Source organism: Ruegeria sp. HKCCD7251, from assembly GCF_013031165.1.
Classification (GTDB): Bacteria; Pseudomonadota; Alphaproteobacteria; order Rhodobacterales; family Rhodobacteraceae; genus Ruegeria.
The window spans coordinates 51200-70970 of sequence record NZ_WPZC01000008.1 but is presented as its reverse complement, the minus strand read 5'-3'; the positions used below and the strand labels follow the sequence as shown (position 1 = coordinate 70970).

Annotated in this window: 14 protein-coding genes and 1 tRNA gene; 3 read left to right on the top strand and 12 right to left on the bottom strand. The window is 56.4% G+C overall.

Annotated features, from left to right (window positions below; translation table 11 throughout):
* The first annotated feature begins 9 nt into the window (after positions 1 to 9).
* Complete coding sequence (locus tag GOX75_RS17015; RefSeq protein ID WP_171125082.1) at positions 10 to 1035, top strand: proline racemase family protein; 1026 nt, start codon at positions 10 to 12, stop codon at positions 1033 to 1035.
* A gap of 207 nt (positions 1036 to 1242) precedes the next feature.
* Positions 1243 to 3456, top strand: coding sequence for an NADP-dependent isocitrate dehydrogenase (locus tag GOX75_RS17010; RefSeq protein WP_171125080.1), 2214 nt, complete (start codon positions 1243 to 1245; stop codon positions 3454 to 3456).
* 163 nt (positions 3457 to 3619) lie between these two features.
* Here GOX75_RS17010 and GOX75_RS17005 read toward each other — a convergent pair whose 3' ends face one another.
* The 12 genes from GOX75_RS17005 to GOX75_RS16950 form a co-directional block, all read right to left on the bottom strand.
* A complete protein-coding gene (locus GOX75_RS17005; RefSeq protein ID WP_171125077.1) occupies positions 3620 to 4726 on the bottom strand; it encodes a transporter substrate-binding domain-containing protein in 1107 nt (368 codons plus the stop codon).
* A 44-nt stretch (positions 4727 to 4770) separates the two neighbouring features.
* Positions 4771 to 6000, bottom strand: coding sequence for a transporter substrate-binding domain-containing protein (locus tag GOX75_RS17000; RefSeq protein WP_171125075.1), 1230 nt, complete (start codon positions 5998 to 6000; stop codon positions 4771 to 4773).
* 19 nt (positions 6001 to 6019) lie between these two features.
* The gene (locus GOX75_RS16995; protein ID WP_171125074.1) at positions 6020 to 6808 is read right to left on the bottom strand and encodes a PP2C family serine/threonine-protein phosphatase; all 789 of its coding nucleotides are present in this window, start codon (positions 6806 to 6808) and stop codon (positions 6020 to 6022) included.
* A gap of 3 nt (positions 6809 to 6811) precedes the next feature.
* Entirely contained in the window at positions 6812 to 7807 is a 996-nt protein-coding gene (locus GOX75_RS16990) for an FHA domain-containing protein (RefSeq protein ID WP_171125072.1), read from the bottom strand.
* 208 nt (positions 7808 to 8015) lie between these two features.
* The gene (locus GOX75_RS16985) at positions 8016 to 10148 is read right to left on the bottom strand and encodes a protein kinase (protein ID WP_171125070.1); all 2133 of its coding nucleotides are present in this window, start codon (positions 10146 to 10148) and stop codon (positions 8016 to 8018) included.
* 338 nt (positions 10149 to 10486) lie between these two features.
* A complete protein-coding gene (locus tag GOX75_RS16980; protein WP_171125068.1) occupies positions 10487 to 11773 on the bottom strand; it encodes a dynamin family protein in 1287 nt (428 codons plus the stop codon).
* Positions 11770 to 13812, bottom strand: a complete 2043-nt coding sequence (locus GOX75_RS16975) for a dynamin family protein (RefSeq protein ID WP_171125066.1) — start codon at positions 13810 to 13812, stop codon at positions 11770 to 11772. Before GOX75_RS16975 ends, GOX75_RS16980 begins: the two co-directional genes overlap by 4 nt.
* A gap of 67 nt (positions 13813 to 13879) precedes the next feature.
* The gene (locus GOX75_RS16970) at positions 13880 to 14725 is read right to left on the bottom strand and encodes a hypothetical protein (RefSeq protein WP_171125064.1); all 846 of its coding nucleotides are present in this window, start codon (positions 14723 to 14725) and stop codon (positions 13880 to 13882) included.
* 25 nt (positions 14726 to 14750) lie between these two features.
* A complete protein-coding gene (locus GOX75_RS16965; protein ID WP_171123262.1) occupies positions 14751 to 15152 on the bottom strand; it encodes a hypothetical protein in 402 nt (133 codons plus the stop codon).
* A gap of 30 nt (positions 15153 to 15182) precedes the next feature.
* A complete protein-coding gene (locus tag GOX75_RS16960) occupies positions 15183 to 16868 on the bottom strand; it encodes a dynamin family protein (protein WP_171125062.1) in 1686 nt (561 codons plus the stop codon).
* Between the two features lie 8 nt (positions 16869 to 16876).
* Positions 16877 to 18889: a dynamin family protein gene (locus tag GOX75_RS16955; protein WP_171125060.1), complete on the bottom strand. Its 2013-nt coding sequence runs from the start codon at positions 18887 to 18889 to the stop codon at positions 16877 to 16879.
* Between the two features lie 2 nt (positions 18890 to 18891).
* On the bottom strand, positions 18892 to 19299 hold the full coding sequence (locus GOX75_RS16950) for a hypothetical protein (protein WP_174825885.1): 408 nt from the start codon (positions 19297 to 19299) through the stop codon (positions 18892 to 18894).
* Positions 19300 to 19675: 376 nt separating this feature from the next.
* On the opposite strand from GOX75_RS16950, the gene GOX75_RS16945 reads away from it, so the two are divergent.
* Positions 19676 to 19760, top strand: a tRNA-Leu gene (locus tag GOX75_RS16945).
* The last annotated feature ends 11 nt before the right edge of the window (positions 19761 to 19771 follow it).

Here is a 19771-nt window from a genome sequence, read left to right as displayed (position 1 = left end):
GGAAGAGACATGCGAAGTGTAAAAACGATCCACGTCATATCCGCCCATGCAGAAGGTGAGGTCGGCGACGTTATCGTCGGTGGGGTTCAGCCGCCTCCTGGCGATACGCTGTGGGATCAGCGGTCGTTCATCGCGCAAGATCAGACATTGCGGAACTTTGTTCTCAACGAACCGCGCGGCGGTGTCTTTCGCCATGTGAACCTGCTTGTGCCGCCCAAGCACCCGGATGCCGACGCCGCCTTTATCATTATGGAGCCCGAAGATACGCCGCCGATGTCAGGGTCGAACTCAATCTGTGTGGCTACGGTGCTGCTGGATAGCGGGATTATTCCGATGCAGGAACCGGTTACTCAGCTTGTTCTCGAAGCCCCCGGAGGATTGGTGCAGGTTCGCGCCGATTGCAGGAACGGCAAAGCCGAGCGGATTTTCGTGCGCAACCTTCCCAGCTATGCCGACAAGATTGCAGCGCCTCTTGAGGTGGCAGGAGTCGGTACTTTGACGGTGGATACCGCATTTGGGGGAGACAGTTTCGTTGTGGTTGATGCGGCTGCGCTTGGGATAGATATCCAGGAAGATGCCGCCCGCGACATTGCGTGTTTGGGTGTGGCAATAACGAATGCGGCGAACGATCAGATTGGTTTCAGCCATCCCACGAACAAAGACTGGAACCACATCTCATTTTGCGCATTCTGCGGCTCGCTTGAAACCACCGAAACCGGGTTGCGCAGTAAATCTGCTGTGGCCATTCAACCGGGAAAGGTAGACCGCTCTCCAACCGGAACCGCGGTGTCGGCGCGGATGGCATTGATGATGGCAAAAGGGCAAATGGTCGTAGGACAGACATTCGAGGCGATCTCAATTATCGGGTCCCGGTTTTCGGGCAAGATTGTCGATGAAACACGGGTTGGTGACCGGGCTGCAATCATTCCTGAAATCGGCGGTCGCGGTTGGATAACCGGTGTTCATCAACACATGCTGGACCCTGACGATCCATGGCCCGGCGGGTACAGGCTTAGCGATACCTGGGGTGTCTGACATGCGTCTGCTTCACGATTTTCAGCGAAACGTGTCAAAATGCGCAGCTTGTTGCGATTGATCCCAAGCCATTCGTGATTTAAGGGAGGCCCTGTCAAATCAGAGTCTCCGTTGGGGCGGTAGGATAAACGCGCCCCACCCACGCCACGCGAACGTGGCAAACTCTTGGATCGCACGCCCCGAAAGGCTTAAAAAAGGTAAAAGAATATGGCAGATAAATCGAACTTCGACATATTGTATACCATTGTAGACGAAGCGCCCGAGCTGGCCAGCGCCTCGTTCCTGCCCATCATCCGCAAGTTCGCCTCGGCCGCGGGCGTCAGCGTTGGCACCAAGGATATTTCATTGGCTGGCCGCATCCTTGCGACCTTCCCGGAAAACCTGACCGACGAACAGCGTATTACCGATGATCTGGCCGCTCTGGGTGAATTGGTGAAGACGCCGGAAGCCAACGTGATCAAACTGCCGAATATCTCAGCCTCGGTCCCGCAGTTGGTTGCGGCCGTCGAAGAACTGCAGGCGCAGGGTTATGATATTCCGAACTACCCTGAGGAACCCTCGACCGACGAAGAAAAAGCGATCCGCGCCCGTTATGATGCGATCAAAGGCTCGGCCGTGAACCCGGTTCTGCGCGAAGGCAACAGCGACCGCCGCGCCGCACGTGCTGTGAAGAACTATGCTCAGAAGAACCCGCATTCGATGGGTGAGTGGGCCTCGGACAGCAAAACAAAAGTCTCGTCCATGTCGGGCAATGACTTCTATGCTAACGAGAAGTCGGCCACCATCACCGCGGCTCAGGCCGGGGATGCCAAGATCGAATTCGTCGGCAAAGACGGCAGCGTTACCGTTCTCAAAGACGGATGGCCGCTGGCCGAAGGAACCGTGGCCGATGCGACGTTCATGTCGGTCAAGGCACTGTCTTCCTTCCTGGCGGATGCCATTGAAGACACCAAGAACGACGGCACCATGTTCTCTCTGCACATGAAAGCCACAATGATGAAGGTCAGCGACCCGATCATCTTTGGCTATGCCGTCAAGGCGTGGCTGGCCCCCGTGTTCGAGAAATTCGGCGCTGAACTGGACGCGCTGGGTGTGAACCCGAACTCTGGTCTGGGCGACCTGCTGGACCGCGTGAAGGGCAACGCCGAAATCATGGCTGCAATCGACGCCATCAAGGCGGACCGTCCGTCCATGTACATGGTCGACAGCGACAAGGGCATCACCAACCTGCACGTTCCGTCGGACGTGATCATCGACGCCTCAATGCCCGCCGTGATCCGCGCAGGCGGCAAGGGCTGGGATGAGGCCGGGGCCAAGGGCGACACAAACTGCGTGATCCCCGATCGCTGCTATGCGCCGGTCTATGACGAGACGATCAACTTCTTCAAAGCCAACGGTGCATTGAACCCAGCGACTGCCGGTGCGGTCGCAAACGTCGGTCTGATGGCGCAGAAGGCCGAAGAATACGGTTCGCACCCGACGACGTTCCAGGCACCTGCTGATGGCACCATTCGCATCGTACTGGCCAATGGTGACGTGCTGCATTCGCACGATGTCGAAAAGGGTGACATCTGGCGCTCGTGCACCGTCAAGAAAGCGCCGATCGAGAACTGGATTCAACTGGCCATGGACCGTCAGCGCCTGACCGGGTCCGAGGCAATCTTCTGGCTGGACGCAAACCGTGCCCATGATGCCGAACTGATCAAATACGTCAAACCGGCGCTTGAAGCCGCAGGTGTAGCCGACAAGTTCCTGATCATGGCACCGCGCGAAGCCACCCGCCAGTCGCTAGAAACGATCACGGCGGGCAATGACTCGATTGCGATCACCGGCAATGTGCTGCGGGACTATCTGACTGACCTGTTCCCTATCCTTGAGCTGGGCACCTCGGCCAAGATGCTGTCCATCGTCAAGCTCATGAATGGTGGCGGTCTGTTTGAAACAGGTGCGGGCGGCTCGGCCCCGAAGCATGTGCAGCAACTGGTCGAGGAAAGCCACCTGCGCTGGGACTCGATGGGTGAATTCTGCGCATTGGGTGAATCGCTGAACTTCCTGGCCGACAGCAAAGGCAACGCCAAAGCAGGCGTTCTGGGCGCCGCAGCCGAAGCCGCCACGCAGGGTATTCTGGACAACAACCGTTCACCCAGCCGCAAGGTTGGTCAGCCGGACAACCGCGACAGCCACTATTGGTTTGCCCGCTATTGGGCCGAAGCCTTGGCGGCGCAATCTGATGATGCAGAGCTCGCGGCCGAGTTCGCGCCTTTGGCCAAAGCTCTGGCGGATGGAGAAGAGAAGATCCTGTCCGAACTGGCGTCTGCTCAGGGCGGGGCCGCGGATCTGGGCGGTTACTATCACACCGATCCCGCCAAAGCGGCCAAGGTCATGCGCCCAAGCGCGACACTGAACGCTTTGATCGACTGATATCTGAAATCCCTCATTCAAGTGCGTGAGGGGAAAATAACAAAAAAGGGACCGGCCTTGAAAGTCGGTCCCTTTTTTTGTGGCCGGGGCGCGCATAGCCTCTCCGGCAAGCGAATGGGTTTGTGAAACGGGGCTGACGATAAGCCAGCCCCGTTACAGTTTCTTAATTCGATGCTGCGTTCAGTTTTTCATTCTGTTCTCGCAGCGTATCCGAGATGATCGCGTACCACTCGCCGCTTTCGCGCATTTCGTTCAAACCCTTGTTCATCATCGCGATGTATTCACGAGCAAAGGGATTGGTGCGATGCGCAAGGAAGCTCATCGACGACAGCGTGGACACGTAAGGGTTCTCGACAATATCTGCCGACGTCAGGCCCATGTCCTTCATGGTTGCTGCGAACAATTCAACTTCGAACGCGGCAACATCGGCAGTCCCGGTCAGGACCGCATCCAGACATTCACGTGCAGTGTTAGGCTGAACGACAGTCGTATTGGTCCGGTTCAGGCCGATTTCTTCAAGTACGACCATGCTCCATCCGGCCATACGGCAAACTGTGGCACCTTCCAGATCGCTGAAGGTCGTTGCGTTTGTGTATTCGTTTTCCGGCAGAGTGTAGAAACCGCCAACAACATCATACACCGGAACTGAGGCGACAAACTGTGTGCATCGCGCCTCAGTTTCAGCGGACCACTCATACGTGCGGTTGGTGCAGTCAGGGATGGTCCAGGCGATTGAAATGTCAAAAGCACCAAGCGGCAGGAGGGTGTCCAGATGCGAACCCCAGTCGTCCACAAAGCTCACCGAATAGTCACGGCTGTTGCCAGCGCGTTGCAGGCTGGTTGTCGCCAGGCGTGTCATAATTCCACCCCCGCTCAGGCCTTCGCTGGTGAAGGGTTCCCAGCCATTGCCCGCGACCAGTTTGATCGGCGGTGCGTAAACATTCGAACGCTTGATGCTTGCCGCACGTTGTTCTTCGGCTGCGATAATTTCCTGCGCGCTCTGACCGTTGGGCAGGCTGCCGTCTTCACAAGGCAGCGCCAGAACCAAACCCGGCTCAAGCGCGTTCGGATTCGTGATCGCGTTACGGTTCGCGTTAAAGATCGGCTGATAGTTCGACGTGCCGTAGGCAGCGATGGCGATTGTTGCCATCGTGTCGCCATCCTCGACGGTGTAATTTGTACAGGCTTCCTGCGCGGCGGCGGCCCCGGCGCTCAGGGCGGTGACGGCCGTTGCCGACAGCGCGACTTTCTTCAGGTTGAAACTAAACATGTCCACTTCCTCCAGACTAATGTGTTGTCAGGCCGATTGGGGCCTTAGCCATTTTCCATTTGATGACGCAGAGCGGTTGAGACAATGTCACGCCACTCTCCTGATTGCTGCATGATCGCCAGACCCTGGTTGAGCGTCTCAAGGATCGCTTCCCCATCTGGATTATCTTTGTGGGTCATAACGTTAAGCGACTTGATCGCCGCCAGGTTGGGGTTTTCGATAATGCGGTGTTCGTACCCTAGACGGCCAATCGCTTCGACGGCCAGATGAGCTTCGATCGCCACGATGTCGGTAGTGCCGTCCATCAAGGCGTGAAAGCAGTCGTCCGGGGATACCGGGCGCATCAGGGAAATCGCTGGCTCATAAAGACCGACTGAGTCCATGTGCGACAGTGACCAGCCTTCAGGGCGGCAAATCGTGGTTCCAGCGAAGTCGGCATAAGTCAGAGTTTGCTCATAACCCGACCCCTCACGTGCGAAGAATGTATCGACGACCTCGTAGAAAGGGTTCGAGAAATTGTAGGTTTCGCAGCGGTTGCGGTCTTTTTCCGACAAGGCAGCGGGTTCTTCGCAAACGGGGCGCGACCAAGGGAAGGTTGCGTCAAAGGCCAGTGTCGGCATCAGCAGATCCAGATGCGAAGACCAGTCATTCACGAACTGAATTTTATAGGCCTGCTCGGGCGCTGCGCGCAGCATCGCCGTTTCGACCAGGTTTGTATAAAGGCCGCGATGAGGCAGGGCCTCGTCCGTGAAAGGGGCATAGTTGCCACCGGTGATTAGCAACAATTGACGGTCACGAATTTCCGGCTGTTCGGCAGCATCCGCGTTACGGATCAAAGCAGCTGCTTCGCTGCGCGCGGCTTCGATTTCCTTTTTCGCTTCGGCGCGGGCTGCAATGACGGCGTCATCGCTGGCCTTTTTCGCTTCGGCGATGGCTTTGGCTGCACGGTCTTCGGCGGCCTTGACCAATTCAGATGCCATTTCCGCAGCCATCGCCTCGGCCTCAGTCTGAGGTTTGGCTGGTGCGCGGCCAATGTCTTCGAGACAAGGCAGGGTCAGGACATCGCCCACACGAATGATGTTCGGATTGTTTCCGATCACATCGCGGTTGGCGTCAAAAATTATGCGAAAGTCCTCGGTGGAATAGACCTCGATGGTCAGCTTGCGAAGACTGTCGCCGCGTTGAATTTCATAGGTGGAGCACGCCTCTTGCGCCGAGGCAGCACCAGCGGCGGCAGCAAGTGCCAGGCTGGATATGATAAGATTAGGTCTCATTTTTCCTGTCGCTTTGCCTTCATTCGTTTTTTGTGAGTTTCACGACGCCGATCGATACATTGTCCTGATCAGGGTCGTTCTTGGCCTTAACCGCCTGTAACAAGGCGTCGGCAATGTCCTGCGCCAGCGCATTAGAGTTGGCCTGAAGAACTGCCAGAATTTCCGCATCAGTGATGTATTGAAGACCGTCGCTGCCTGCGATCAGAACGTCAGTGCCTTCTAAGGCCACGGGGTCTTCAGGGCAGTCTACCTTTGGGATGGCCCGGCCTATGATCACCGATGTCAGTTGATTGCGATCGGGATGGGTTCGGGCCTCATCCTCGGTCAGTGTGCCCTCAGTGACCTGAGCATCAATGAGTGGCGCCATGGAATGATCTTCGTTGATCTGGCTCAGGGTCCCATCCCGGTACAGGTAAAGAGGGCTGTCACCGATTGAGATCCAGAATACCCGTCGACCCAGGATCAAAACGCCCAAAAGCGTCGAGCCCATCTGGAGACCCTGGCCTTGTTCCTCGCAGTGATTGGAGACCGCGGCGTTGGCGAGCATTGCCGCAAGCGGCAAAGCGTCTATAAGATTGGATTCTGACGGGGATTTTGTTTCAAGTTCGGGGTCCAGTGCTTCGCGCCAGGCATTGATTACGAACTCTGCCGCGACTTCCCCGGCATCGTGCCCGCCCATACCGTCTGCAACGACAACATAGGCAGCATCCGACGCGTCGAACATACGCGATGCGACAGCGTCTTCCTGATTCTCGCGCTGACCCTGATCCAGGATCAGCGCAACGTCATATGCCGGGTTCGCCAGCATAAATCAGGCATCCCGCCAATCAAAGCCGTCGTCGCAGAAGGCGGCAAAACGGACCGTGGTTTCGCTGATGCGAATAAGATCTCCGCTGTTCAGGGCGACGGTGCTGAGAACCGGTTTACCGTTCAGGCGGACAAGGTTGGCCTTGCCGCCATGTCCCAGATAGCATTTGCGATCTTCCGGGTCGTAGGCGATCACAGCGTGATTGCTGCGAGAGATGCCGGTGTCACCAAAATCAAGCTGGATGGCCTGATCATCGTTTCGACCGATCTGCATCAGACCTTCGGACAATGTGACGCTTGTTCCGCGGCCCGGACCGCTTGTCACCACAAGCCATCCAACGGGAAATGTCTGCTCAGCAGCTTCGGTTTTGGCGACCGGTTCTGCGGTTTCAATCAGGTCCTGAACATGCGTATCGGCACGTTCGAACCCAAGGAAAGTTGTCTTGACGCGGCCGCGACGATCCGAGGCAGGCTCGGGCGCAGGCGTTGGAGCGACGGTTTTGATTTCGTCCACCTTAGGTTCTTCAATTGCTGCCTCGGGCTCTTCCACAACGACTTCGACAACCGTGTCTTCCGGAGTTGCATCGACGACGACGATTTCTTCCGCGACCACGGTTTCCTCGGTCGCGACATGCAGTGTCACAACCTGCTCTGGTTCGGGTTCTTCCGATACCATCTCGTTTTCAGGCGTTTCCTGAATCTCGGCGATGACCTCGGTCATCACGATTTCATCCATGTCCTCGACCGTATCGTCGGCGGCGTTGGCGTCTGCCTCTTCCGTAAACTCTGGCATCTCGTCTTCGGGCAGCAACTCGTCACTGTCTTCGTAGGTTTCAGACGACGACATATTGCCCCCGGCCAGCGCCTCGCGCAGAGCGTTGAAATCTGCAATCGGCTCGGGCTTTTCCGCCTCGGGGGCGGTGGCTTCCTCGGTTTCTGCTTCTTTAGGTTTGCCGGCACCTTCGAGAAGCCGGCTGAGAGGGCTTTTGTATTTGAACATGGTGACGACACCTTTTGTTACTGGGCACAGGCTTTCTGACCTGTGGGGCTGCTACTCACCTCTGCGCAGGATCGCGCAGCGGTACTGATGATTGAAAACTCTTGTCACTCATACTTTCCGCGGCGGGCCGGTCCCCGTCGGGGTAGCGCTGACTTTTGCGCGACCCTCAGCAAACACACACTGGCGGACTACAATTGAACCGGTCTGATCACTCCTGCACCAATTGCATGACAACTTCTGCCTCGGCGCCGTTTCTTAACACCGTCAAACGGGCCTGAGATTTGTCTTCAGAAACAAGGCTGCTCAGGATGGTATCCAAGCTTTCCGGTCCATCGATTGCAGTTCCGGTTTGCGCCTCAGAGACCAAAACGTCGCCTTCCCGCAAACCGCCTGCCGCATCGGCCGGAACGGTTTCGGTGACTGTCGTCCACGAAGCGCCGTCCGAATTGCGGATTTCGAACCCGTATCCGTTTTCAAGGCCAACCATGCGAATTGCAGGCAAAGCCAGTAGTCCGTTCTGGGCGCGTGTCTTCCCTAGCGCCCGATAACGTGCGGTGATACGGATAAAGCCGTCAGGATCGACGTTCAGGTCGTTCAGAACTTGCGCAGCAAAGGTGGCGTCAGCCTGAACCGGTTTGCCGTTCAAAGTGTAAATGGCCGCGCCACGCTGAACCCATTCACCGATTATCGACATGTCGCGGGTTGCATCTACGCCCGTGACTGCGATCACGTTGCCCGTTGAAGCCCGGCGCTTGGAGGTCTGAAACGGAATTTCAACGTCCCAGTGGGAAAACGCAACCTGAGTTTCCGCAGGTGTGCCGGTTTCCACCGGGGCGGGGGCTTCTTCGGTTGGGGTTCCGGCTGCCGGGGCGTCTGCCTCTTGTGTGGCAGCCGGTTGAACCAGGGTCTGCTCAATAGGTTCTGGCTCGGGTTCTACCTGCTTGGGTGCTTGTTCTGTCGCGACCTCAGGTGCGTCCTGAGTGTCTTCTGACAACACTTCAACTATGGGCTCGGGATTTTCTATGCTGGGGGCCAGCGATACTTCTGCGTCTTGGGTTGCGTCTTGTGCGGGCGCATTGTCCGTGTCGGACATCAGGAAAAACCCACCGGCGGCCAACGCTGCAGAGACGACCGCGACGCCTGCAATCAGTTTGCCGCTGCCGCCCGATCCGCTTTTAACGACAGTGTCCACTGCCACCGGTGGTTCTTCTTTTGGCGTGAACTGGGCTAGTTCATCTTCTTTCTTGTCCTCGTTGCCCAGAACAATGTCCGAATTTCCGGCCAACAATGCCGTTACAACGGCCTCAGCGTTTTCGCTTTCGGCCTTGATGCGGGCTTTTTCTTCGGCCTCATCCTTGCGGTCCATTGCGACGATCACCGAAACGGGCCGGTAATCGAACGAGTCAAACATCACGCCCGGACCACGGAACATACGCAGCCAATCCAGCGCGCTTTGCATACGATCCGTTGCGTGGACTTCCATCGCCTTGTCGATCGCTTCCAGGAAACCCTCCGGATACCCGTTAAATCGACCGCTCAAAGGCTCGTAAGGGTCATCCTGACTGTTGTTGAAGGCGTTCAGACGCGTTTGGCCGTCAATCGGGCGTTCACCGCTGATTGCGTGATACAGCGTCGCTGCCAGAACATACAGATCACTGCTGGGCCCTTGCTCGGCCCCGCGGACGTAGAATTCGTGTGGCGAATAGCCATCCTTGATCACACGCAGCGTCAGAAGGGCGGCGGATTGGTTGGCGGCCTGTTCCCGTGCCGCGCCAAAGTCGATCAACTCGGGCTCACCATTCTCGTCGATCAGAATGTTGTCGGGTGAGATATCCCGGTGCAACATGCCGCTTTGGTGAATGAAGGACACCGCAGACAGCATTTTCTCGGTCACCTGAACGATAAAATCAGGGCCTGCGTCGTTGTCTGGGTTTTCGACATAATCCAGAAGATCGGATCCCTGGATGAAATCCATGGCGATGTAGGCGGTATTGTTGTCCTCGAACACCTGATGAACGTCGACGATGTTGGGGTGGACAAGGCGCGCGTGATTTCGGGCTTCCTGAATGAACAGATCAATGATCGAGCGTAGATCGCTTTCAAATCCAGGTTCGACAGGCTCTACAAGATCGCCGTTTCGGCGGCACAACGCCCCCGGATAGCATTCCTTGATGACGACTTCCCGCTCAAGGCTGTTGCGTGCCAGATAGGTGATACCGAAGCCGCCATTGCTGAGAAAGCGCAGGATCTCATACTGCCCACGCAAAAGCTTGGCGCCCGGTTGAAGTCCCTCAATTTTCGGTTCGTCGTGCGTCGCATCGACAGCCTGGTTGTGGCTCATTTCTTCCCGCCCGTTCTAATCATTTTGCGGTTCATTTAACGGGGCAAACAGCCCAACAACTCACAACCAAACACAACCGCAGGACACTTGAGACTGTTAGACGTTTCAAATTTGACTTTATTGGGGCCGCCTCATGGCTTCACTGAGAACGGAAATTGTGGAAAAACTAAATATAGTAGGATACTTGTGCATAAAATCTAAATATTGATATCTGGAGCGCAATAAATGCGGACTGAATCGCGATTTTGCAATGATTGGTGGCTGATTTCGAAACAATAGCGCCCCGATTCTGTGGTCTTCGAATCGCTGACTTACTGCTCAATTATAGCGCGAAACAGTCAGGTGCCGGTCTTGGACTGCACAGAGTCTGCTCGGCTGCCGGCCCATGCAAGGTTGTCGCTGAGCTGAGCCAGAATGCTGATCGCATCCCTGAGCGGGGCGTCACCGGATTCAAACTGTAGCAACAGCAACAGATCAGTGGCCTTTTCAAACTCGCCCGGAATCCAATCGGCCTCAGAGCTGATTTCCCCACCTTGCTCAAGACGCTCGGCAAAGTCTTCGACGATTTCCTGACAACTATGCAGGAAGGCAGATGGTTCGATGTCCGAGCTTTCCCTCAGATCTTCGTAGATGCTTGCAATCGCGGCTAACCAGTCTTCGAGGATCGGGTTTTCCAGCGCCGGCATTGCGGCTTCCAGCGTCATTTGAATTGGCGAAATTTCGGGTAGGCTCGTTTCTGCCTCGGGCGGTTCAAGCGAGTCTAGATAGGGCATCAGATCCTGCTCAAGATCACTGCGCGCGGCTTCGATGTCCGACAGGCGCCGGTTCGAGGCAATTTCCAGTATATGCTCCGCCAGGTTTTGGCCCCCGCAGGTCTCCCACAGGGCAAAATCAGGTTCAGGTTCCTGCGACATGGCACGAACAGCAACAGGGGTTCCAATCGGAACCACAGACCGGAACATGTCGCCCTTTTCCTTGTTCAGGCGCGCCAGTATCCGATCCATTGCGTCTTTGACGGGTGGAAGATCGGCATGAGTAACTGCCAAGAGGCTATTGGCCCGTAGTTCCTGCGGGACCTGTGACCAAAGATGACGCTCGGTTTCCCGCCACGCGCTGGTGCCGTTGGTGCACCAGATTGCACAGTCGACGAATTTCAACAGATCAAGCGTTGGTTTGTAGGACTCGTCCAATGCGCCTGCGCCGGGAAGGTCAAACAGAGAAATCTCTTGCAGGGCGGGGGTGTTCAAGCCGACGGAAATAAAATCAGGATTGTCCGCCGCTGCCTTTTCCAACGCGATGCCCGAGTAAACTTTGGGCTCTTTGCCCCACCACCCGACGGTGGTTTCTGGTGCCTCGGCATAGGCCACGATCACCAGCGGCAGTTTCAGATGCTGCGGCCCGGTCGGCAAAATATCCGCCCCGGCCAGCATATTGGCCAGGCTGGACTTACCAGCCCCGAATTCGCCCGCAAAACCGATATTCACCGCGTTTGAAATCCGCTCGGCGTGGGCCAGCGCCCGTTCGCGCAGGTCGTTCAGCACCGGGTCCGACGGCAGTTTTTCTGTGACGGTCAGAAAGTGCTCGAGTTTGCGCACTTCCTGCTCGGTTCGGGGAAATTCGATCATTCCGCAGCCTCGGGTAGTATCTTGTTAGAGGAGTCGGGGCCAAAGACGGCTTCCAGTTCATCCGCAACACGCTGGGCGCTGTCAAACGCGTGCTGAGCCTCGGTTCTGGCGTTTGTGTCGCCAGTACCAGAGCGGTGTTCAAGGTGACCCGCCAACAACGCCAGATAGTGATCCAGCACGGTATTCAGCCGTTCCATCAGGTCTGCGCGCGCGGTGTCCACCAGATCGTCGCCAATCATCTCGAATTCCTGAACGATCATCTGTTCAGCCCGCGAAACGACACTTTTTCTGGAAATCAGACGCGATAACCAAGTGACGCGTAATTCCACCGTGATGCCCCGTGTTAGGGCCGTGGTGTCCGGACGGAACCACCTGACCGCGCTGGTATTCATTCGATTGTCCGTCGTGTCCTGCCAGCCAGGAAGCGAGCGCAGGGCCGCATTGCTTTGCATGTCGACAGCGTACAATTCGCTAAGCATTCTTTGCCGCACAACCTGAGTTGCCCCTTGCACCAGTTCGCGCATGCGATCGCGCAGCGGTCCAAAGTTCAGCTCCGTTTCACCGCCCTTGGCCAGCAACGGAGACGCCCCACCGGGCCCTCTGACAACGCCCGAGACAGCCTCGGCCACGGTGTCGTCCATGACGCCACGCAGATTTGCCAGCACTTCGTCCATATCATTGACGATTCCAGCGGTCTTATTGCTGACCAATTCCCGAAGGTTTGCCAAAGTCTTATCGTTTTCAGACCCTGTGTTTGGGCTGTTTGCGGTTTCATCGTCAATGGCACGCAGATGTGCCTTGGATCGCTCAACTTCACCTTGGGCAAAGCTGTTAAGGTGCTGCCATGCCATGCGAAGATGTTCGTTCCGGGGCCCGTCATTCAGGGCACTGGTCACATGCCGACGCAAGTCAGGAAGGCCAGAAGCAATCATCGCCGCAAAGCGCAGCACGCCCTCGCGACTGATTGGACCGGGGCCTTGTTTGATCTCTTCCACACCGTCCAGATATTGTTTCATCTGTTCGGGATGGGCCCGCAACCAGGCGAGGACATCGTCGTGGTTAATACCGGTTTCATCGCCGGTCAGTGCATAATGCGCCCATTGCGCGCTGCCCATCAGAACATCAATGTCAGAGTTGCCCAGTGCTTTGTCCAACCCGTCCATCACATCGGAACGTACTTTGGTGGCGTCATCTGCGCCCCCACCAAGTTCATCGACGCGGTTGATGAAGACAACAATCTGACCCAATTCAAGCGCCTGCATCAGGCGGAACAGTTTCAGGTCTGCTCGTGACAGTGCCTGATGCGCTGACAGAACCACAACAAAGAAATCGGATTCCCTAAGATACTGACGCGAAATTTCTTCGCGGATCAGAAGGGGATCGTTAACGCCCGGCGTGTCCGTGACCGTCACCGGAAACGGGAAATGACCGATGTCGAAAAACACCTCGGCCTTGCGCGTGATGTCACTGTACAGCCCACGATCCGAACCGGGATCATACACGCCATCCTCGGACGGATCATCGCCCGCGCAGACATAACGCGCCAAGTCTTCGGATGTGAGTTTTTCCAGATCGTGATGCTGGCCCAGCAGATGTTTGTAACTTTCACCCAAGCGCAGCTTGGCGCGGGTTTTCATCGCGTCGACCTGCTCTTCGATCATCTCGCGCTTATAGCTGTCCTCATCATCGGGGAACATGTTGCGCAGCTCTTCGCCTTCCGCGATAAGGGCCTGCCACTGGCGATTGTCAAAGAAATGGAATTCTGCTCCGTCGGTTCGCCCGGACGGGTGACCGAAATGCATGTCGGTGATTACAGTCGTCCACGGGTTTACGTCCGAGGGCAAATACCCGGCCTGCGCGGTAAATCCATTGATCAGCCGGGATTTACCCGCCTTGATTTGCCCGACAAACGCGATAGACGGCTTCAGGTTCGAAAGATCGCTGACGATCCGCGAGATGAACTGCTGGGTCTCTTCATTGCTGACCTCGTTCATCTCTTCGGCGATGCGTATCAACTCACGTCGTTGATTTTCACTCATAACACTTACCCTGGCTAATCCTAATCAAGGATTGAATTCGTTGAAAATTTGAATGTTAGGGGCCGGTTCATGCGTCGGCCTCGGTGAGAGTTTTCCAAAGACTGACAACTGCGCCCAATTTTCGCGCCTCGTGCACGGCTGCCGAGATCTGGCTGCCATCATGCAGGACCGCCAGTGCGGTTCCCTTCCCGCCCGAGGGTCTCAGGACGATCAGTTGGGGAAGTTCCAGTTCCGCCGACGTATCCTTGTCCCAACCGGCCAGATCAGCAGCGAATTGTTTAAGCAGGTCACTGTCGGCATACATGGGCTGTTCGGGGGTACAGGTTCCGTCCGCTTGTATGGCTTCTCCATCAGACTTGTTTATCTGAACACGTCCCTGCGCGAAACGCTCGGTACCGGCATAGAATTGGCTGGCCAACCCGTCCGAGGTGTCGGTTAAATCGTCTTCTTCATGATCCGGCACGATCGAGACGACGGGCTCTGCAGGAAGCTCGGTCGAATGGCATGCGTCCGAGATTTCGCGGAAGGTGATCCCGACATCATCAGCCTCCAACGCGATATCGGGTTGCAGAGAGATCAGCTCCATTGGCCCCGGTGCGGCGGCGATATCGGATACAAGTTGGGCAAGCTTTTCCGCAAGATTTTCGCGTGCTTCCGTTTCAAAGTCAGGAACAAGGCCCGAACGCACACGAAACACGTCCGTGACCCGAGAGCTGTTGACTTCGATAGCAAGGCAATCGCCATTTGCGGCGGTGAATTCCAAGCGGCGGGGCAGAACCGTGCCACGAATTGTGCGAAGGACCTGCTCACGACGGGCGGTCGCAGTCTCTGCCGTAAGCGTTACGGCAGGATTCAGGCGCGCGACCGAAGTGCGTCCAATATCTTCGAGCAGATCGAGTATCGCTGTATCCATAGTATCGAGACCTCTTTATCCGCGCTTAAACTGCAGCCGCAACCGGCCCAAGGCTGAGATGCGATTTGGTCAGCGCCAACCCAACATTGGCGCTGTTGCGGCAGGTGTAACAGACCACGTGGTCCGGGTAGGCTTGGGTCCGCAGGAAGATATTCAGACGATCTTTTGAAAACACGGCGATCTCGCCAAATCCCGACTGCCCGGCTTCCTCGGTTCCGTTTGCGCGCAGCAGCTCTTCAAAGCCGCGCACACCGCGGCCCTGAAACAGGTTGGCCACCGCTATGGCCAAGCTGTCCAGCGCGGTTGCGTCTTCCGGGCTGGCGAAACTTGTTCCCAGCAACATCCCGGTCTCCATATCGACATACCCGGCTGCAATACAGTCGGGTATGGTATGAATTGCGGTATTTAAAGCTGCTTCGATAGACATCTTGTGCCCTGTTTTTCTGCCCTATTTTTTCTACAACACATGCCACTCTGCACCGTTATTGTCATTTGGCTTCGGGATGGAGGACACCGAATCTTTGGACTTGCGGGCGCTGTGTTCTGCCGCAATCTGGTCGAACTCCTGCAGGAAGGACCGGAACATTGATTTCAGGCCTTCCGCATCGTCTGGCAGGTCTTCATCTTCCGTAACCTCGCGCCACATGGCAGCAGCACTTAGGGGTGATCCCGCCGGGACACTTAGTGGATCTTCCAGCCTTTCGTTCTGAGCGGGTGCATCAGTTGCACTACCACTGGTCAGCGGAACAACCTGCATGTCTATCAAGCCGTTGCTTTCAGGCTCTGGCTCGAATTCATCTTCCCCGTCGGTCGTCTGCTCTGCCATGAGGGCTGTAATGGACGACACCGAGGCATCTGTACTCAGTTCGCCGCTTGCGTCCTCAGTGTCTTCCGCCTGCTCGGGGGTATCCGCCAATCTGTCTTCCAGAGACACCATGAACCCGTCGGGTTCAATCGCACTTTCTTCCGGTTGATCCAGTTCAGGCTCTGAAGTCAGCTCAAGGCTGTCCTCTTCGAAAGACTCGGAAGGGATTTCAGACAGGTTCAGATTCTGGCTTGGCGTTTCCCTGAAAAAGGCGCGCAAGTCATCCTCTTGCTCTTGCGTTTCAGCGATGGGGGCCACCTCGGACGAGGTTTCCATTTCAGCCCTCAGGCGATCCGCTTCATCCGAGTTAATTCTGGACGCTCGGGCGGTCTCTTCTGTTCTGGTTTCTACACGGGCCGGGCGCACAGGGAAGTTGGTGACGACTTCGTTGTCAGCTTCGCTGTCGGCGATAACCGGATCGACCAGTTTCAACGGCCTTGATTGTTCGGCATTTTCTGCTGCCTTTCTTGGCCGCAGCGGTTGCACAGGCTCCGCGATCGCGAGGCTGCTGTCGACCTGGTAACGCGCCAGCAATTCGGCGCGGTTGTCCATGATCTGTTCGGTGATCTCCAGGAAGCTGTCGACCATTTTCCCGCCGCCGCTGCGCGCCCAAAGATCGGCGTCACCGCTTTTGTCGCGTGCGGTAATGGCGTCGCGTGCTGAAAACAGGATTGAGCGGTTGAACAGGTGACCTGCTTCACGATTGACCCGACGCAGAACTTTCTGGCGGTCCTTCGAAGCCAGCACATCGGCCCGCGTTACCAATAGCAACGAGTTGTTTTGCAGCCGCTCGGGCAGGGAAACCCAAGTCGCACGTTCGGTTTCACGCCAGGCTTGCGTCGCATGGGTGCACCAAAGAACCCCATTTGCTTGCCCGACGGCGCGGCGCCAGACGTCGTCCGAAATCTTCGGGTCGGAAATTCCGGGCGTGTCGATCAGGTCAACAGCTTCCAGAATATCGGATTCAAGGAAAATACGGATGAACTGGACGTCGTTGACGCCAACCGTTTCCAACTGATCCAGTCCGATAGCCTGACGGGTGCCGTCATGACGTTGCACATAGGCCGACTGCTTACCCCAGCTAAACCAAACCGGGGGCAACTGCGTCGCCGTCACCTGCGTCGGCAAAGCGTGCGAGCGCAGCAGAAAGTTCATCAAGGTCGATTTACCGGCGCTGAACTCTCCCATAAGCGCAAAAATGGGTTTGCGCCGTGACCAGTGCTCGATACGATTCCAGGCCTTGGTAGAAACGAAGCGGGTTTGTGAATCTTTTGCCATGGTGATACTCATGCTGCCTCGTTGCTTAGATCTTTGAGAATGTCGCCCAGAATGTCGTCGCGGGATTTTTGCGGCACCATTCCAGCCATCATCGCTGCGTTCCGGTTGGGGTCATTCTCGGCGGCTGCCGAAATGCTCAGCAATGTCTCTTTTTGCTCGCGCATAAAGTCAGACAGGCTGGCACGGACGTTTTCCAAAACCGCTGCAATCTGGTTTTCTTCGATATCCTTGGTTATCGAGTTCGCTTCGGATGCAATCAGACGGGTGTAATCTGCGGCATATGCCTCGAACCCTTTTCGGCGTTGCCACCACCGTCGCCACCATGTGCTTTGAAGGTCCAGAGCAATGGTGCGCCCGATACCCAATGGCGGTGGCACCCGGGGCACGATCGGGGCTTCGATCGTGAATTCGCCCAAATGGTTGCCCAACAACTTTTGATACAGTGCTTCAGTGTCTGAAGCCGCTGATGCAAACAGCGCCCCGGCATCCTTGCGCATGGAGCGCGCAAAGCTGAAATACGCAGCCTTTTGCAGGGTTCTCAAACCAGCAGGATCGTATTGCCACGTCCCTTCCTCACCGTTTTGTTCAAGATGCGCAATCAGCGAGTCCGTCGCGCGTTTGACAAAATTTGTCTCGGCAGATTTTAGCCTTTCCAAGACCTTATCGCGCAGGGACGAGGTCAGATCAGCCGCTTTCTTTTCGTATTGTTCAGTGACCTTTTCGATGGCCTCTTCGGTCGAAACGCCATCCAGATCGCGGACAACGCCTTCGCCGCCTGACAGTGTTTTGGCAACCGCCGTTGCGCGGATCTGGCTTGCGATATTGCGCGCCTTGTGGCGCACCCTTTCCAGCAGCCGGTGCCCCGCGCCTTCGGCTATGCGTTCATTCATGGCCAGCAACAGATCCGGCAACCCGGACAGCGCCCAAATCTTGTCCAAAGACGGGGCCTGATCCCCAAACCCGGCCGCCAGATAGAAGGTGTTCAACGCCTGACGGGAATCTTCGTTCAAAATGTCAGGATTGCCCGTAAGCGCGGCTTCGGCCCAAAGCGCGCTGCCGAACACGACGCTAGTGTTTGCGTCGATATTGTTTTGTTTCAACGTGTCCTGGATCCGGTCGCGAATTTCAGGGACCTGATTAACCGGATCGGCCAGTTCGTCGATCCGGTTTACGAACAGAATGATCTGACGGTTCTCGAACTGCGCAATGATCCGCATCAGCGCCATGTCCATGGTCGTCAGGGCCTGACTTGCGGCCAAAACAACGACGCACACCTCGGATCCGCGCAGGCTGCGCAGGGTTATCTGCTCGCGCACCATGAAGGTATCGTTGACACCCGGCGTGTCGCAGAGTTTCAGAGATATCGGGTATTGCGGGATATCCATGTACAGTTCCGCAGATTTTGTAACATCTGCAAACCGCCCTGTTTTGGGGTTGATGTCAGGATCATCCTGATCGCCCAGGCACACGTAACGCTGGATCAGTTCTTCGTCGAAATAGTCATACTGATGGCTCTGGCCAAGGATCAGGTCGAAGTGTTTGCCAAGGCGTTCTTCGGACTTCTCCTTCATCTCTCCGATTTGGCGGCGAATGTCGTCCATTTCGTCGTCTGCGCCGGCCCGGTTGGCCAATTCGCCAAGACGCCCGCCGCCCACCATCAGGTTATCCCATTCTTCCTGCTCAAAGAATGTGAACTTAGATTTGGTGTCGCCTTCGGTACGAGTATTGATGTTCAGCGTCGTGACAACCGACGTCCATGGGTTCACGTCAGACGGCAAAAGGGCAGGGCGCCCGGCCAGAATGTTCACGATCGAGGACTTGCCGGCCTTGACTTGCCCAACCAGTGTCACGCTGGCGGTGAAGCTTTCCATACGAGTCTTGAGCGTGGCAAGACGGGCGGATGAGCGCGCGTCCGCCACCTCTGTCAGTTGGTCGATCTGCGTGGTCAGGGCTGCCATCGCCGATGTCATGGGCGTTAGCGCCTCGTTTCCGACGGACAGAAGATGGTCATTGCGCGCCATGATTAGCCTCCGGTTCCTGTTGCCGCCATGTGATGCTGTACCTGATCGGCTTGGGTGCTGGTCAGCAGATCAATGCGGGCAATCAAATTCAGGGCGTTGCCCAAAATTGCGGCCTCGGCGCTGGGGGAAATCTTGTCGAAGGCGGTCTCATCAGCCAAGACTTCGATGGAGCTGAATTGCTCGCTGTTCTCCAGACAAGCTACGCTGCGTCCGGTCGGGAACCCGGCGGATTTGGTTTCTGGCAGCGGCATACGCGAGTTAGCAAGCAAATAGTGGCCACCCGAATGTGTTCGGAGCGCGACACCAAAACCCGTGTCGGGGTGGTCGCGGCTCAGGGTCTTGAGTTCACCGAGAAAGCTCTCGCGTGCAAGACCAACAGCGTCTTGCTCGGCAGCAGCGGAAGTCATCATATTGGTCACGGTTAAGCCCTTGTTTTTGAGTTGAGCAGATAGAACTCGTACAGCGCCCGAAGGCAAAAAGACTCAGTAAGTCCACATGCACATCAATGACCCCCAAGGCGGAATTTGTTTGACGCGAATAAGATTTTTTGGCGTTTGAATTGTGGCGCAATTGTGATGCGGTGGCTGTGCCGCGCTTTCACTTAGAAAGGCATTGCATGATTTCACACTGGTTTTATTGACTGCTTTCGCACCGAAAGACGGTTCTTGGTGCATCAATTTGTGCGAAGCCAAGAACGGGTGCCGCCAGGTCACAAAGAATATTGAGAACGGGTGCACTTTCCCCCTCGCACTTGGTTTCAAGCTTTGCTATTGACCCGGTCATCGTGCGGGTGTGGCGAAATTGGTAGACGCACCAGATTTAGGTTCTGGCGCCGCAAGGCGTGGGGGTTCAAGTCCCTCCACCCGCACCAATTTGAAATCA

Coding starts and splice junctions, on each gene's coding strand:
- GOX75_RS16980 (WP_171125068.1), bottom strand. CDS start 11,773: ATGATCGAATTTCCCCGAACCGAGCAGGAAGTGCGCAAACTCGAGCAC.
- GOX75_RS17005 (WP_171125077.1), bottom strand. CDS start 4,726: ATGTTTAGTTTCAACCTGAAGAAAGTCGCGCTGTCGGCAACGGCCGTC.
- GOX75_RS16955 (WP_171125060.1), bottom strand. CDS start 18,889: ATGGCGCGCAATGACCATCTTCTGTCCGTCGGAAACGAGGCGCTAACG.
- GOX75_RS16990 (WP_171125072.1), bottom strand. CDS start 7,807: ATGTTCAAATACAAAAGCCCTCTCAGCCGGCTTCTCGAAGGTGCCGGC.
- GOX75_RS16975 (WP_171125066.1), bottom strand. CDS start 13,812: ATGAGTGAAAATCAACGACGTGAGTTGATACGCATCGCCGAAGAGATG.
- GOX75_RS16970 (WP_171125064.1), bottom strand. CDS start 14,725: ATGGATACAGCGATACTCGATCTGCTCGAAGATATTGGACGCACTTCG.
- GOX75_RS16965 (WP_171123262.1), bottom strand. CDS start 15,152: ATGTCTATCGAAGCAGCTTTAAATACCGCAATTCATACCATACCCGAC.
- GOX75_RS17015 (WP_171125082.1), top strand. CDS start 10: ATGCGAAGTGTAAAAACGATCCACGTCATATCCGCCCATGCAGAAGGT.
- GOX75_RS16985 (WP_171125070.1), bottom strand. CDS start 10,148: ATGAGCCACAACCAGGCTGTCGATGCGACGCACGACGAACCGAAAATT.
- GOX75_RS17000 (WP_171125075.1), bottom strand. CDS start 6,000: ATGAGACCTAATCTTATCATATCCAGCCTGGCACTTGCTGCCGCCGCT.
- GOX75_RS16950 (WP_174825885.1), bottom strand. CDS start 19,299: ATGATGACTTCCGCTGCTGCCGAGCAAGACGCTGTTGGTCTTGCACGC.
- GOX75_RS16995 (WP_171125074.1), bottom strand. CDS start 6,808: ATGCTGGCGAACCCGGCATATGACGTTGCGCTGATCCTGGATCAGGGT.
- GOX75_RS16960 (WP_171125062.1), bottom strand. CDS start 16,868: ATGGCAAAAGATTCACAAACCCGCTTCGTTTCTACCAAGGCCTGGAAT.
- GOX75_RS17010 (WP_171125080.1), top strand. CDS start 1,243: ATGGCAGATAAATCGAACTTCGACATATTGTATACCATTGTAGACGAA.